The sequence below is a fragment of the Paenibacillus sp. HGH0039 genome (assembly GCF_000411255.1).
In the GTDB taxonomy this organism is placed as follows: Bacteria; Bacillota; Bacilli; order Paenibacillales; family NBRC-103111; genus Paenibacillus_F.
This window is the reverse complement of record NZ_KE150413.1, coordinates 1089618-1103039: the sequence shown is the minus strand read 5'-3', so window position 1 is coordinate 1103039 and position 13422 is coordinate 1089618. Positions and strand designations below refer to the sequence as shown.

Sequence of the window (13422 nt, the reverse complement as noted above, 5' to 3'; positions counted from 1 at the left end):
CCAACCTCCTTTAATTCTGCTAATTATGATTGCTTCGTCTGTTCGATTCCCTTGCGGAGCGCGTTCCATGCGAGTGTGGCGCATTTGATACGGGCCGGGAACTTGTTCACACCGGACAAAGCCTCTATATCTTCGTATTCGAATTCCACGTCTTCGCCCTTCATCAGCTTGGAGAAATTCTCTGCCATTTCGAGCGCTTCTTCGAGCGTTTTGCCTTTGACGGCATCCGTCATCATCGAAGCCGAGGACATCGAAATCGAGCATCCCTCGCCCACATACTTAGCGGCTTTGACTTTTCCGTCTTCTACCTGCATCTGCAAAGTGATCCGGTCCCCGCACGTAGGGTTATTCAAGTTGATCGAAACCGATTCGTTATCGTCGAACGACCCGCGGTTTCTCGGCGTTTTATAATGATCCATGATGACTCTGCGGTATAAATCATCCAATTGCATGACCGAAATACTCCTTTGTTTTTAGTAGGCCCTGGACGAGTCGGTCGATGTCATCTTCAGTATTGTATAAATAAAAGCTGGCGCGTGCCGTAGCCGATTGTTCCAGCCAGCGCATCAGCGGCTGGCAACAGTGGTGACCGGCACGAACGGCGATACCTTCGGCATCCAGCACCGTAGCCACGTCGTGCGGATGAACGTCACCGAGGTTAAAGGTGACAAGCCCGACGCGGTTGTTTCTCGGACCGTAAACATTCAGACCCTCAACTTCAAGCATACGCTCCAGCGCATAGGCAGTCAAGCTGGCATCGTGGTCGGCGATCGCGTCGAGACCGATCTCCTCCAGGAAGTCGATAGCCGCTCCAAGACCGACGGCGCCGGCGATAATCGGCGTCCCCCCCTCGAATTTCCAAGGGAGTTCCTTCCACGTGGAATCGTAAAGATCCACATGGTCGATCATTTCGCCGCCGAATTCAATCGGCTCCATCGCTTCAAGCAGTTCCTTCTTCCCATACAATACCCCGATTCCGGTCGGTCCACACATTTTGTGGCCGGAGAAGGCGAAGAAGTCGCAATCCAGATCCTGCACATCCACCTTCAGGTGCGGGGCGCTCTGCGCGCCGTCCACCAGCATCTTGGCACCGTGACGGTGAGCGATCTCGGCGATGGCTTTCACCGGGTTCAGGACGCCCAGGACGTTGGAAAGATGAACGACCGATACGAATTTCGTGCGGTCCGTAATGGTTGTTTCCACATCTTCAAGGGCGATGGAACCGTCCGCTTGAAGCGGGATATATTTAAGCGTGGCGCCGGTCGCCTTCGCGACCTGCTGCCATGGAATGAGATTGCTGTGATGTTCCATCGGCGTGATGACGATTTCGTCGCCTTCTCCGCAGATGGAGCGGGCATACGAGCTGGCAACCAGGTTGATCGCCGTCGTCGTGCCGCGTGTGAAGATGATTTCCTGCTCGGAGCGGGCGTTGATAAAACGGACGACCTTCGCACGCGCTCCTTCGTAAGCGTCTGTGGCACGGGACCCCAGGGTGTGGACGCCTCGGTGTACGTTCGAATTGTCCCATTCGTAATACTTTTTCAGGGCCTCGATGACTTGGACCGGCTTCTGGGAAGTCGCGGAGCTATCCAGATAAACGAGCGGATGCCCGTTCACTTCCTGATTCAAAATGGGGAACAGTTCGCGTATCTCCGAAGGTTTCATTGCCCCAGCTTCCTCTCTACCATAGTTTGCAGCTGCTCTTCCAGCTTGGCGATCGGAATCTCCGATACGACCGGAGCCAGGAAGCCGTAAATCAGGAGACGAGTGGCTTCCTCACGGGAAATCCCGCGGGACATCATGTAGTAAACCTGGTCCTGGTTTACTTGACCCACGCTCGCCGCGTGACCGGCTTTTACGTCATCTTCGTCGATCAGAAGGATCGGATTGGCGTCGCCGCGGGCTTTCGGGCTGAGCATGAGCACGCGCTCCGTCTGCTGGCCGTTGGCGCCCGTTGCGCCTTTCTCGATCTTCGTGATGCCGTTGATGATGGCGGTAGCCTGGTCTCTCATAACGGCACGCGTAATCATGTCGCTGCTGGAGTTCAGACCGAAGTGAACCGCGCGTGTCGTCAGGTTCAGCTTCTGATCGTTCGTTCCCACGCAGATGACTTTCGCGTCCGAGTAAGAGCCGTTGCCCTTCAGGATCGAAGTCGTGTCGGACATGGAGTTGCCTTGATTCATTTCGCCGACGACCCAGTTCACGCGTCCGTCGTTCTCTACAACGGCGCGGCGGTAAGTCAGATCCGTAACGCCTTCCGTCAGGTTGTGAACCGAAGCGAATTGAACGTTCGCGCCCGGCTTCACGAATACTTCGGTTACGCCGTTTTGTACAAGCGAAGCGCCGGTACCGTCGGAAGTAAAGTTCTCCACGTAAGTGACGGAGCTGTTCGTATCCGCTACGATCAGGATGTGCGGCGAGAAGCTCGCTGCCGAATCATCGGACAGGAACAAGGCCTGCAGCGGGATTTCCACGTTTACGTTCTTCGGAACGTAAAGGAATACGCCGCCGGTCCACGTTGCCGCATGCACGGCCGTCAGCAGGTTTTCGCCCGCTTCGACCGCTTTGCCGAGGTACGGCCGGACCAGGTCGCCGTGTTCGCGAACCGCGGTTTCAAGATCCGTAAAGATAACGCCGCGGCCGGCAAGTTCTTCGGACAGAGCCCGGTATACGGCTCCGGAGTTCCGTTGAACGATAATGTTCGTCTCTCCGACGAGTGTTTTAACCTGCTCCGGCAGCTCGCTGACGGAAGCAAGGGCTTGAGGCTCGCGGTACGTACCGAAAGAGCTCAGGTCCCAACGGTCCAATCTCGTTTTTTCCAATTTAGGCAGTTCCAAAGATCCCGCCAGATTTGCCGCCTGCACGCGCAGATCGGTCAACCACTCCGGCTCCTGTCTGGCTTTCGACGCTTGGGCGACGGCTTGGGAATCAACGGGAAGAATGGTTTGTGTCGTCATATCTATTTCCTCCTAATATATAGCCCAGGCCATTAGTTATATTTCGGTGCGGTTGTGTTCATAGGAACTTGGAATTCTTGCTCGTCGTCATTGCCGACTGTTTCGTCGACGATGCCCAGCTCTTCTTTAATCCAGTCATAGCCGTCTTTCTCCAGACGCTGCGCCAGCTCAGGACCGCCGGATTTGACGATTCTTCCCTGCATCATCACGTGTACGAAGTCAGGTGTTACATAATCCAGCAAACGCTGGTAGTGGGTAATGATCAGGAAGCCGCGGTCTTCGCTGCGCATAGCGTTAACGCCTGTAGCGACGATGCGAAGGGCGTCGATATCGAGACCGGAATCGATCTCGTCAAGAATAACGATGCGCGGATCGAGCATCAGCATTTGCAGAATTTCATTCCGCTTCTTCTCGCCGCCGGAGAAACCTTCGTTCAGGTAACGGTGCATGAACTCCGGATTCATTTCGAGTTCTTTCATTTTGCTTTCCATCTGGCGGATAAATTTGATCAGGGAAATTTCGCTGCCTTCTTCACGGCGCGCGTTGATCGCGCTGCGGAGGAAGTCGGCATTCGTTACGCCGGCGATTTCGCTCGGATACTGCATAGCCAGGAACAGGCCTGCGCGCGCTCTTTCGTCGACGGCCATTTCCAGCACGTCTTCGCCGTCCAGGCTGATGGAGCCTTCGGTCACTTCATATTTAGGGTGGCCCATGATCGTGGAAGCCAGCGTACTTTTACCGGTACCGTTAGGTCCCATGATGGCGTGGATTTCTCCGCCTTTAACTTCAAGGCTTAAGCCTTTCAGGATCTCTTTGCCTTCGATTTGCGCCTTAAGACCCTCTATTGTGAATACGGGTGCGTTTGCCATAGTGAATTAACCCTCCAACTTTTCAATGAATTTCACTTTATAATCATTCTAATATGATTATCAATGATTCTCAATAGCTTCATCATAGTCTATGCCGCCTGCTTAAATCAAGAAAGGGCATTTTCCCCGGTCTATCGTCTTTAATCGCCGTCATATGAGCTTTTTCATTGTGCGGCAAATAAAACTATGTAATTCCTTCCAGAATAACCGGCTTGCCGCAAAAAGAATCCGGTTTGAACAACTCCTGTTCATTCCTGGTCATTCCATGCTAAACCTACTCCGTCCTGGCCGCGGGAAGCCTGTTCAAGCTGCGGCAGTCGATGGGAAGGTATGGACACAGCCGGCTGTATGAAGACTAAGCCCCGTTGACCGGCCCGTCGTCCGCCAGAGCTTTCTCCACTCTCTCCACCGCCGCCCGGAACGCTTCGTCGCTCAGCACCGGCGTTCTGCCGGCGGACTCCAGCTCCCCGTGAAGCTCGATCCAGGACTTGCAGCCTTCATAGGAAGGATCGACGGCCAGGGTAACCGGGTTGTCCAGCTTATACACACGGAGCAGCATGACATGAAGGGGCTGCTTGCGCTTCCACTTCAATCTTTCCTCCGCAAAGGTTTCGGTCCAGATATGAAAAGGCTGCAGCTTCTCCAGCGTCTCCCCGTCACTTATTTCGATGTCGCGGACCAATTCGGCCCAGGAGGAAATCGTCACCTGCCTGTCGTCCGGATTCCAGCCGTCCAACGTTTCTTGAAGTCTCGGCTGCGCGGAATCTTTGATGAGATGCGGCTTCTGGTGCTCGTAGGTAGGATACAGGTAAAAAGCATCGGAAACGACGCGGAAATCCCGCGTTTCTTCGCGAATGCCGCCTTTGCGCATGATGAGAATCTGCTCGCCCTGCTCCAAAGCCTGTACGGCCGAAGCCCATTCTTTCAACGCCATTTGGGAATGTGTCACCGTTTACACCTCTCTTGCCCGTTATTCGGCTCACTCCCTCTTATTATAGTAGGCGTTTTCCCAAAAAGCCAAACCCGTCCGGCAAAAATCTCGTTAAAACGACGGTAAATTTTTTGCAAAGGCAACCGCAAAAAACCGGCGCGCCTCGTTAGAGGCCGCCGGCCGGCATCCGTAATCGGTATTTTGCCCGGATCGCAAGGCATATGACTGCGGCTGCGGTCAGCAAGTTAACACCGCCCGCTTCCGTCAGCCGTTCAGGAAAGAACCGAGCATCCAGCTGTGCTTCTCCAAGGACTGCGTAATGCCAAGCAGCATATCGGCGGTTCCTTCGTCTCCGGCTTCCTCGGCTTCTTTCATGCCTGTTTTGCATTCGCTTATAACCGTTTCGAAATCGGCGAGAAGAGTCCGGACCATCGCCTCCGACTTCTCTCCGCCCGCGGCTTCACGGATATCGGACAATTCCAGGCATTCTTTGAGCGTGGCGACGGGTTTGCCTCCGATCGAAAGCAGACGTTCGGCCAGTTCATCGACATAGCCTGCCGCTTCGTTGTACAGCTCCTCGAACTTCACGTGCAGCGTGAAGAATTGATCTCCTTTTACATACCAATGATAATTGTGGAGCTTGACGTAAAGCACGGTCCAGTTGGCTACTTGTTTGTTCAATACTTTGTGGGCGGAACGGATCGCAATCGACATGACGTACCTCCTGATGTGGGATATCTTCCGGTAGTGTAGGCCGAACGGAGTCGTTTTATGTAAGCCGTGTCCAGGGACCGGAGCCCTAAAAATTGTGTTTCATGCAGGGGTGTTTTCCTTTATACTAGTATTTAAGTCGGAATTAACGGACAACCCGGTACAAGCCGCCACTTATTAATTCTTTCTCAGGAGGAACGCCAAATGACTACGACTTACCATGCGCTGACGGAAGCGGAAGCGATTGCATATGCCAAAGGACTGCCGAACATTTTCGCGCCCGACGCGGTGCTGACAAGCCGTGAGATCGGGGACGGCAATCTTAATCTTGTTTTTCATATCTCGGATGAAAAGGCCGGACGGAGCCTGATTCTGAAGCAGGCGCTGCCTTACGCGAAAGTCGTAGGAGAATCGTGGCCGCTTACGCTGGACCGCGCGCGGATCGAAAGCGAAGCCCTGCAGCTCCAAGGTTCCCTGTGCCCGGACCTCGTTCCTCACGTATTCGCGTATGAGAAGGAACTTGCGCTGACGGTTATGGAAGATTTGAGCGACCACGTCATCATGCGCAAGGGCTTGATCGAGAAAAACAAATACCCGCTCTTCGCGAAACATATCGGCCGGTTTATGGCACGCACGCTGTTTTTCTCGTCGGATCTCGGAATGAATCAGCAGGAGAAGAAACTGCGTGTCGGCCGGTTCATTAATCCGGAATTGTGCAAAATCACGGAGGATCTTATTTTCGACGATCCATACCGCGATTCGGAAAATAACAGCATCGAAGATCATTTGAAAGATGCCGTTCATGCTATCTGGCAGGACCGCGAACTTCATCTGGAAGTCGCCATTCTGCGCAATACGTTCCTGACGCGTGCCGAAGCTCTGCTTCACGGCGATCTGCATACGGGCAGTATTTTCATCAAAGAAGATTCCACGAAAGTAATCGACCCCGAATTCGCCTACTACGGGCCGATGGGCTTTGACATCGGTGCGGTCCTGGCCAATCTGCTGCTGAATTACGCAGGGCAGGAAGGCTGGAGCGCGGGCGAGGCCGAGCGTACGGACTACCGGGAGTACCTGCTGGAAACCGTGAAAGAAGTGTGGACGGTATTCGAGCGTGAATTCCGCGCCCTTTGGGACAACGAAACCGTCGATCCGATGTCCGAAACGCCCGCCTATCAGGACTGGTACATGAACCGCGTTCTTCAGGAGACGATCGGATTCGCGGGCTGCAAAATGGTCCGCCGGATCTACGGCCTCTCGCACGTGGCGGACATTGACGGAATCGAAGACGCCGCGGCACGCGAACGGGCGCAGCGGCTTGCGCTTGCGATCGGCACGACCCTGATCAAGCGCGGCCGTCAGGCAAGTTCGATCGACGAACTGATTGCGGCTGCCCGCGAGGCTGCCGCCGCGAAGGAGGGAGTCCGCTAATGACTGCAAACGAAAACGGAGTACAAAGCGAAGGCCAGCGCGGCTGGGTCCAGTCCGTCCGCTGGAACGGAGAGCGGCTCGATCTTCTCGATCAGCGGCTGCTTCCGGAGGAAATCGTCTACCTGCCGCTGGAAACGCCCCACGAGGTGTGGGAAGCCATCCGCCACCTGAAAGTCCGCGGAGCGCCCGCGATCGGCATCGCGGCGGCTTACGGGGTCTTCCTCGGCATCCGCGACGCCGAAGAAGACGAGGCCATCTCGCGCGAAGCGAACCGGCGCCGCCTGGCGGGAGAAGTCGCCAAGCAGGCGGACTATCTCGCCACCTCGCGCCCGACCGCCGTCAATCTGTTCTGGGCGCTCGACCGGCTCAAGCGGCTGACGCAGAAACTTGTCGAGATGGACATTTCGCACGGCGAAATGAAGCAGGCGGTTCTCACCGAGGCCATCCTGATCCAGGCTGAGGATGAAGAAACGAACCGCCGTATCGGCGAGTTCGCCCTGGAGCTGTTCGAGGACGGCATGGGCGTCCTCACGCACTGCAACGCCGGCGGACTCGCGACGGCGAAGTACGGCACCGCGCTGGCGCCGTTCTACCTGGCCCAGGAGAAAGGCGTCTCGCTGAAGGTGTACGCCGACGAGACGCGTCCTGTCCTGCAGGGCGCGCGCCTGACGGCGTTCGAGCTTCAGCAGGCGGGCGTCGACGTGACGCTGATCTGCGACAATATGGCCGGCGCGGTCATGAAGAAGGACTGGGTGCAGGCCGTCATCGTCGGCACCGACCGCGTGGCCGCCAACGGCGACGTGGCCAACAAGATCGGCACGTACAGCGTGGCCGTGCTTGCCAAAGCCCACGGCATCCCGTTCTACGTGGCGTGTCCGATGTCCACGATCGACCTCAGCACGCCGACAGGGGAAGATATTCCGATCGAGGAGCGCGGCGAGGAAGAGATTACGCAGGGCTTCGGCAAGCGTACCGCCCCGCAAGGCGTCAAAGTGTACAATCCCGCTTTCGACGTGACGCCGAACGAATACGTGACGGCGATCATTACGGAGAAAGGGATTGTCCGCGCGCCCTTCGCGGAGAATCTCGCCAAATTGTTCGAAGAATAATCCGCCGGTTGTCCCGGCAAACAAGAAGCCAGCCCGGTTAAATTCCGGGCTGGCTTCTCGCGCTGCGGGTCGCAGGGCAATGCTTACGGCAGAGCAGATTCAGGTTATTCACGCGGTTCGTGCCCGTTTATGACGGGTGAGATATCGTGATATACATGAGGTGCATGCGGTTCATGCCGTTTATGGAACAATCGGCGCTTCCCTTGGTGATCAAAGTGTCTGTGGCGTTTGATCGCATGCAGCTTTCTTCCCCGCCGGAATTACAAACGGATGCCGGCTTGTGCTCCTGCACTCAGCAAGGAGAATCCGCCGCCGTTCAGCTCATTACTGTCGCCCGTGTCCGAGACACACGCCCCGGAACCCGGATTAGGACGGGGAGCTTTCTCCCCGCGGTGCCTTTTCGGCTTTGAGCGCCTTCTGGATGATAGCAGGCATATCGGGAAGGTCTTTCCAGATATCGAGCGAATCTTTCTCCGCTCCGAGCAGCTTTTCCAGAATTTCACCGATGGCTTGAAGCTTCGTCACTACTTCTTCCACCGTCCAGGCGAAAATGCCGGGATCGTAGAGGAAAAACAGGCCGACCATAAAAAACTCGACCACTTCCCGAGGATGGCTCGTATGGAAGTTCCCCTCCCGGATCCCCTGCTCGATAATGCCCGTAATGAAAGGCGTGTAAGCTTTGACGGATTCCACGAGCATTTTTTGATGAAGAAGCGCGTTGTTCTCATGGTGCATATAATCCAGATTGTCCAGATTTTCTCCCCGCTGAACGAAATCTTCTTTCATGACCTTGATGATCTTCTCCCGCCCGGACAGCTCCGGGTCTTCCGCAATGGACGAAATAAGCTCCATGTGTTCATCCAGCATACGCCGGATCATCGTGTCCGCCAGTTCGTCTTTCGACTTAAAATAATAATAAAAGGTCCCTTGAGCGACCCCGACCTGTTTAACGATATCGCTAACCGCCGTGCGTTCGTATCCCTTCACCCGGAACAGCGACTCCGCAGCGGATAAAAGTTCCTGTTTGCGTTCCTCCGGACTTTTCGTTACACGTGCCAACTTCTCCACCGCCTTTATGCCCCCTATCCGATTCCGGTTGAAAAATGATCGGAGAAGGAGGCTCTTTCTTTTAAATTTAACTATTGACTGTCAGTCAGTCAATGTTATATAGTTTTTTCATCGACTGATTGACAGTCAGTCAATTATAAATTTGGAGGATTCCCACCCATGCAAAAATCACGCAAGATCCCCGCCATCCTTACTCTTCTGCTCGGTTTTTTTATGGCGATTCTCGACACAAGTATCGTCAATGTCGCGCTTCCCCGGATGAGCGAGTTTTACGGCGCTGACACCGCCGGCATTTCCTGGGTCGTGAACGGCTACAGCCTGTCGTTCGCCGTTTTTCTGCTTGCCGCTTCACGCCTCGCCGACCAGTTCGGCCGTAAAAAAGCGTTTATGACCGGCTTGTTCCTCTTCACCTTGAGTTCCCTTCTGTGCGGTCTGGCAGGATCCATCACGTCCCTCATCCTTTTCCGTGTTCTGCAAGGGATCGGCGCGGCCTTGATCACCCCTCTGGTCGCCCCTTTGCTGCTGGCGCTGTTCCCTCCCGAAAAGAAAGCCGTCATGATGGGCATTACCGGCGCCTTGGCCGGCCTTGCGGCCGCAAGCGGACCCGCCCTGGGCGGTGTCCTCTCGTACCAGCTCGACTGGCAGTGGATTTTCTACATTAATATCCCGCTCGGGGCCCTGGCCCTCGTTCTGGCCGCCTCCTCCCTGACGGAATCTTACGATCCGACGGCTACGCGAAAGCTCGACTGGGGCGGTATGCTGACGGTATCGGCCGCTTCGCTGGCCTTGACGCTCGCTTTTATGCAGGCTAACGAGAAAGGCTGGGATTCTCCTTATATTTTGTCCCTTTTCGCCGCGGCTCTGGTTTCCCTTCTCCTGTTCCTATGGATCGAATCCCGCGTAAAAGAACCGATGCTGCCGCTGTCTCTTTTCAGGATCAAACGGTTCCCGTCCGGCAATCTCGGCCTGTTCCTGCTCGGAATCGGCATGACCGGCCCGACCTTCATCCTCGCGTTCTTCCTCACGCAGGTGATCGGCATGACGGAGCTGCGCGCCGGACTCATTATTAGCGTCCTGGCCGTCGCGTCCATGATCTGCTCCGTGCTTGCCGCCAAAGGCGCCGCCAAGCTGGGCCCGCGGATATTCTCGGTCACCGGAATGATCCTCCTTGGCCTCGGAACTTACCTGCTGGCGGGACTCACGACGGAATCCACGACTCTGGATTACATTTGGCGCCTCGTGATTGCCGGGATGGGAACCGGCATGGCGATCGCGAATTTGACGGCAACGACCGTCCTGCTTCCCCCGCCGGATAAAACGACCATCGCCATGGGCATCGGAACGATGGCCCGGACGATCGGAAGCGCGCTCGGCATCGCCGTGCTCGTCGCCCTGCTGTCCCAATCCATGCGGACGGAGATGGCTTCGGCCAAAACGGAGCTGGCGGAACGGATCGCAAGCAGCTCTCTGTCTGCGGAAAGCAAGGCGGGACTTGCCGAAGCTCTGCAGCAGGCCGGAAACCGCGGGACTGCTGCTGCGGGAGGCGCTTCAGGGGCGATGCAGGGCCTGCTCGACCAGTCGGACCGCAAGGAGCGGGAACAGCTCCAAGCCGCGTCCCCCGAAGCGGCCGGGCGGGTGAAGGAAGCCTTCGCCAAAGACAAAGCGGAGCTGCAGGGCCTGCTCCCCCAGCTTCAGGCGACGGTGAATACCCATACGACGGCCGCGTTCGGCCTCGTGTTTAAAATCAGCTGCCTGGCTCTGCTTCTCGGCGCCGTCTGCGCTTTCGTTAACGGACGAAAGACGGCGGAGCCCGCACGGGAAGCGGAACGCGTGGAAAATGCCCTCCGCTCCCCGCAGTAGGCGGACGGCAAAACAAAATCACCGGTTCCAGGAACCGGTGATTTTGTGCGCCTGTATGGTTTATAGGCGTCCCAAGGTTAGGAACCGTGGGGATATGTGAGTTCAGGCGCGCATGGGGGCGAGGCCGAAAGGATGGCGAGAGACGCCCGCCCGGTCGGCGATTCAATTCTTAGATCGCGGTTGCGGCGCGTAATTCCGGCCTGGGGAACCAGACGACTCCTCCGCGTCTTTGCTGATTTTCCGCACCGCGCGTTGCTCGGCGTCACATGACGGTGGTCAACCACTGCCCGTCATTAAGGCGGCCTTGCCTCCGTCCCGAACCGGTTACTTCCCGGCCGCTTCGCTCCCCGAGAGAACCGCCTCGATCCGCTCCAGCACGTCCGCCGCCAGCTTCACGCCTTCGGCCTTCACATTCTGCTCCACCTGCTCCGGACGGCTCGCGCCTACGAGGGCGCTCGCTACGTTCGGCTGGCGCAGAATCCAGGCAAGGGCGAGCTGTCCCACGGTAAGATCCAGCTCCGCCGCGATGCCTTCGAGCTGCTTCACCTTCGCGATGTTCTCCGCCGTCACGGCGCCGCGCATCGTTTCGACTTTGGCGGCGCGGCTGTCCGCCGGGATGTCGTCCGCCGACTTGTATTTGCCGGTCAAGAGTCCTTGCGCGAGCGGCGAGAATACGACTTGACCGATTCCTTTTTCCTCGCCCAGAGGGATGATGTCTTTCTCGATATACCGGTTGAACATGTTGTAAACCGGCTGGTTGACGACGATTTTATCCAGCAGGTATCTCTCGGCCAGACCGAGCGCATCCGCCATTTGAGCCGCCGTCCATTCGCTTACCCCTATGTAAAGCACTTTGCCCTGGGTAACGAGATCGTCAAGGGCGCGGAGCGTTTCCTCCAGCGGCGTCTCGGGATCGTACCGGTGGCAGTAATAAATGTCGACGTAGTCGGTTCCCAGTCTTTTCAGACTGGCATGCGCCTGCTCCATGATATGCTTGCGGGAAAGGCCTCTGTCGTTCGGTCCTTCGCCCATCGGCCAGAAAGCTTTCGTCGCCAGCACATAAGATTCGCGCGGATATTCCTTCAAAGTGTCGCCGACCACCTTCTCGGCTTCACCCTGCTTGTAAACGTTTGCGGTATCGAAGAAGTTAACGCCCAAATCGTAAGCTTTACGGATCGATTGAACCGCATTGTCACGTTCGACGTAGCCTCCATAAGTAAGCCAGCTTCCGAGGCTAATCTCACTGACCTTCAAGCCCGACCGTCCGAGTCTGCGATAATGCATGTTCCATAAACCTCCCCAATCTGTTTTCACGAAGCGGACAAACCGCCTCCCATTGCCATCATAAAATACTTTCTATATGATGAACAGTAGTGATCTTTTTTTGATCATACCCATAAAATTGTAGCTGCTACACTTTTGTTTAGCAGGGCTCCGGCCTTGCGGCGGACTTATTTTTTTAAAAGGGGGAAGCGTCTTCATGACAGCTCAATCCGGGAAAATACCGGCGGAACCGGCGGCAAGCAGCTATATTCCGAAGGAACCCTGCGTCATCGAATGCTCTATCGAAAAGACACTCGATGTAATCGGCGGAAAATGGGCGTTTCTTGTTATCCGGGAACTTTCGACGGAACGAGACGCTTCGGGGAGCTTCAGCGGAGCATTGCTTCGATCAGCCCTACCGCGCTGACGAATATTCTCCGCCATCTGGAGAAACAGGGCGTGCTTGAACGGAAAGCCTTCGCGACTGTGCCGGTTACGGTGGAGTATACACTGACGCCGAAAGGCCGCGATTTACACAAGATTTTAAAAGAAATGAAACTCTGGGCGGCAAAATGGACCTGACTGACGCAGGAACGAATTGTTCGATCAACCGGCAGCGGACATAACAAGCCGATACATGAACCAAGGAGAGCGAGGAAAAAGAATCATGACAGCTTTAAGATCGGAAGAAGTGGTCAAGCGTTTTTTTGATGAAGTGCGGTCGGGAAAAAATCTAAAGGCCGCTCCCGAGCTGATGGGCGGTAAAGTATTCGCCCACCAGGTCCAGTCGGAGCAAGAAGTGACGGTCGAGCGCACGCCCGAAGTTTATGCGGAGCACGTGCAGGAAATGCTCGATGCCTACGGCCCCTTCACCCTGGAAGTGCAGGAACTCCTGGGCTCCGGCGACCGGGTGTACGCACGCTGGAAGCAGACGGGAACGCACATCGGTGAAATCGACGGCTATCCGCCGACCGGACTGCCCGTTATCGAGCTGGCGAGCGCGGTGTACCGGGTGGAGAACGGCAAAATCGCCGAGTACTGGATCCAGATCGACCGGGCCGGCATCGAACGTCAGTTGAAGCGCAATGCAGGTGAAGCCGGGGCGGTAACAGCCACAGCCGACGGGTCGGCTGACTAGCGGGCTGTCCTAGAGAATCACCGAGCCGGCGGATACAGGGTCGCCCGGGATCGCTGCGTTTTCGGTTGACGGGACAAGCAGCCGG

At 56.2% G+C, this 13422-nt stretch carries 12 protein-coding genes and 1 pseudogene; 5 read left to right on the top strand and 8 right to left on the bottom strand.

Going from position 1 to position 13422, the window contains the following annotated elements; translation table 11 throughout:
• Positions 1 to 23: 23 nt before the first annotated feature.
• The 6 genes from sufU to HMPREF1207_RS19315 form a co-directional block, all read right to left on the bottom strand.
• A complete protein-coding gene (gene sufU, locus HMPREF1207_RS19340) occupies positions 24 to 452 on the bottom strand; it encodes a Fe-S cluster assembly sulfur transfer protein SufU (protein ID WP_009671527.1) in 429 nt (142 codons plus the stop codon).
• Entirely contained in the window at positions 439 to 1665 is a 1227-nt protein-coding gene (locus tag HMPREF1207_RS19335) for a cysteine desulfurase (RefSeq protein WP_009671498.1), read from the bottom strand. The genes sufU and HMPREF1207_RS19335 overlap by 14 nt, the downstream gene beginning before the upstream one ends.
• On the bottom strand, positions 1662 to 2957 hold the full coding sequence (gene sufD, locus HMPREF1207_RS19330) for a Fe-S cluster assembly protein SufD (RefSeq protein ID WP_009671534.1): 1296 nt from the start codon (positions 2955 to 2957) through the stop codon (positions 1662 to 1664). The genes HMPREF1207_RS19335 and sufD overlap by 4 nt, the downstream gene beginning before the upstream one ends.
• Before the next feature lie 32 nt (positions 2958 to 2989).
• Positions 2990 to 3826 carry a Fe-S cluster assembly ATPase SufC gene (sufC, locus tag HMPREF1207_RS19325; protein ID WP_009671509.1) on the bottom strand — a complete coding sequence of 279 codons (837 nt, stop codon included), beginning with the start codon at positions 3824 to 3826 and terminating at the stop codon, positions 2990 to 2992.
• Between the two features lie 355 nt (positions 3827 to 4181).
• Positions 4182 to 4775, bottom strand: coding sequence for a DUF1802 family protein (locus HMPREF1207_RS19320; RefSeq protein WP_009671556.1), 594 nt, complete (start codon positions 4773 to 4775; stop codon positions 4182 to 4184).
• 246 nt (positions 4776 to 5021) lie between these two features.
• The gene (locus HMPREF1207_RS19315) at positions 5022 to 5471 is read right to left on the bottom strand and encodes a Dps family protein (RefSeq protein WP_009671488.1); all 450 of its coding nucleotides are present in this window, start codon (positions 5469 to 5471) and stop codon (positions 5022 to 5024) included.
• A 201-nt stretch (positions 5472 to 5672) separates the two neighbouring features.
• Here HMPREF1207_RS19315 and mtnK point away from each other — a divergent pair, with 201 nt between their 5' ends.
• Both mtnK and mtnA read left to right on the top strand, forming a co-directional pair.
• Positions 5673 to 6899: an S-methyl-5-thioribose kinase gene (gene mtnK, locus HMPREF1207_RS19310; RefSeq protein ID WP_009671572.1), complete on the top strand. Its 1227-nt coding sequence runs from the start codon at positions 5673 to 5675 to the stop codon at positions 6897 to 6899.
• Positions 6899 to 8008 (top strand): S-methyl-5-thioribose-1-phosphate isomerase, encoded by a 1110-nt coding sequence (gene mtnA / locus HMPREF1207_RS19305; protein WP_009671561.1) that lies wholly within the window; start codon positions 6899 to 6901, stop codon positions 8006 to 8008. The genes mtnK and mtnA overlap by 1 nt, the downstream gene beginning before the upstream one ends.
• Before the next feature lie 366 nt (positions 8009 to 8374).
• On the opposite strand, the gene HMPREF1207_RS19300 is transcribed toward mtnA, so the two are convergent.
• Positions 8375 to 9076 carry a TetR/AcrR family transcriptional regulator gene (locus HMPREF1207_RS19300; protein WP_009671565.1) on the bottom strand — a complete coding sequence of 234 codons (702 nt, stop codon included), beginning with the start codon at positions 9074 to 9076 and terminating at the stop codon, positions 8375 to 8377.
• Positions 9077 to 9235: 159 nt separating this feature from the next.
• Here HMPREF1207_RS19300 and HMPREF1207_RS19295 point away from each other — a divergent pair, with 159 nt between their 5' ends.
• Entirely contained in the window at positions 9236 to 10936 is a 1701-nt protein-coding gene (locus HMPREF1207_RS19295; protein WP_009671564.1) for a DHA2 family efflux MFS transporter permease subunit, read from the top strand.
• A 324-nt stretch (positions 10937 to 11260) separates the two neighbouring features.
• On the opposite strand, the gene HMPREF1207_RS19290 is transcribed toward HMPREF1207_RS19295, so the two are convergent.
• Positions 11261 to 12220, bottom strand: coding sequence for an aldo/keto reductase family protein (locus HMPREF1207_RS19290; RefSeq protein WP_009671523.1), 960 nt, complete (start codon positions 12218 to 12220; stop codon positions 11261 to 11263).
• Between the two features lie 196 nt (positions 12221 to 12416).
• Between HMPREF1207_RS19290 and HMPREF1207_RS19285 the strand changes: the two are divergent.
• Both HMPREF1207_RS19285 and HMPREF1207_RS19280 read left to right on the top strand, forming a co-directional pair.
• Positions 12417 to 12781, top strand: a pseudogene (locus HMPREF1207_RS19285) (winged helix-turn-helix transcriptional regulator).
• A gap of 85 nt (positions 12782 to 12866) precedes the next feature.
• Positions 12867 to 13337, top strand: coding sequence for an ester cyclase (locus tag HMPREF1207_RS19280; protein WP_009671494.1), 471 nt, complete (start codon positions 12867 to 12869; stop codon positions 13335 to 13337).
• The last annotated feature ends 85 nt before the right edge of the window (positions 13338 to 13422 follow it).

What these genes read in the sequence shown, in the direction of transcription:
- mtnA (WP_009671561.1), top strand. Translation starts at nt 6,899, where the DNA reads ATGACTGCAAACGAAAACGGAGTACAAAGCGAAGGCCAGCGCGGCTGG.
- HMPREF1207_RS19315 (WP_009671488.1), bottom strand. Translation starts at nt 5,471, where the DNA reads ATGTCGATTGCGATCCGTTCCGCCCACAAAGTATTGAACAAACAAGTA.
- HMPREF1207_RS19290 (WP_009671523.1), bottom strand. Translation starts at nt 12,220, where the DNA reads ATGCATTATCGCAGACTCGGACGGTCGGGCTTGAAGGTCAGTGAGATT.
- HMPREF1207_RS19280 (WP_009671494.1), top strand. Translation starts at nt 12,867, where the DNA reads ATGACAGCTTTAAGATCGGAAGAAGTGGTCAAGCGTTTTTTTGATGAA.
- mtnK (WP_009671572.1), top strand. Translation starts at nt 5,673, where the DNA reads ATGACTACGACTTACCATGCGCTGACGGAAGCGGAAGCGATTGCATAT.
- sufD (WP_009671534.1), bottom strand. Translation starts at nt 2,957, where the DNA reads ATGACGACACAAACCATTCTTCCCGTTGATTCCCAAGCCGTCGCCCAA.
- HMPREF1207_RS19295 (WP_009671564.1), top strand. Translation starts at nt 9,236, where the DNA reads ATGCAAAAATCACGCAAGATCCCCGCCATCCTTACTCTTCTGCTCGGT.
- sufC (WP_009671509.1), bottom strand. Translation starts at nt 3,826, where the DNA reads ATGGCAAACGCACCCGTATTCACAATAGAGGGTCTTAAGGCGCAAATC.
- HMPREF1207_RS19335 (WP_009671498.1), bottom strand. Translation starts at nt 1,665, where the DNA reads ATGAAACCTTCGGAGATACGCGAACTGTTCCCCATTTTGAATCAGGAA.
- sufU (WP_009671527.1), bottom strand. Translation starts at nt 452, where the DNA reads ATGCAATTGGATGATTTATACCGCAGAGTCATCATGGATCATTATAAA.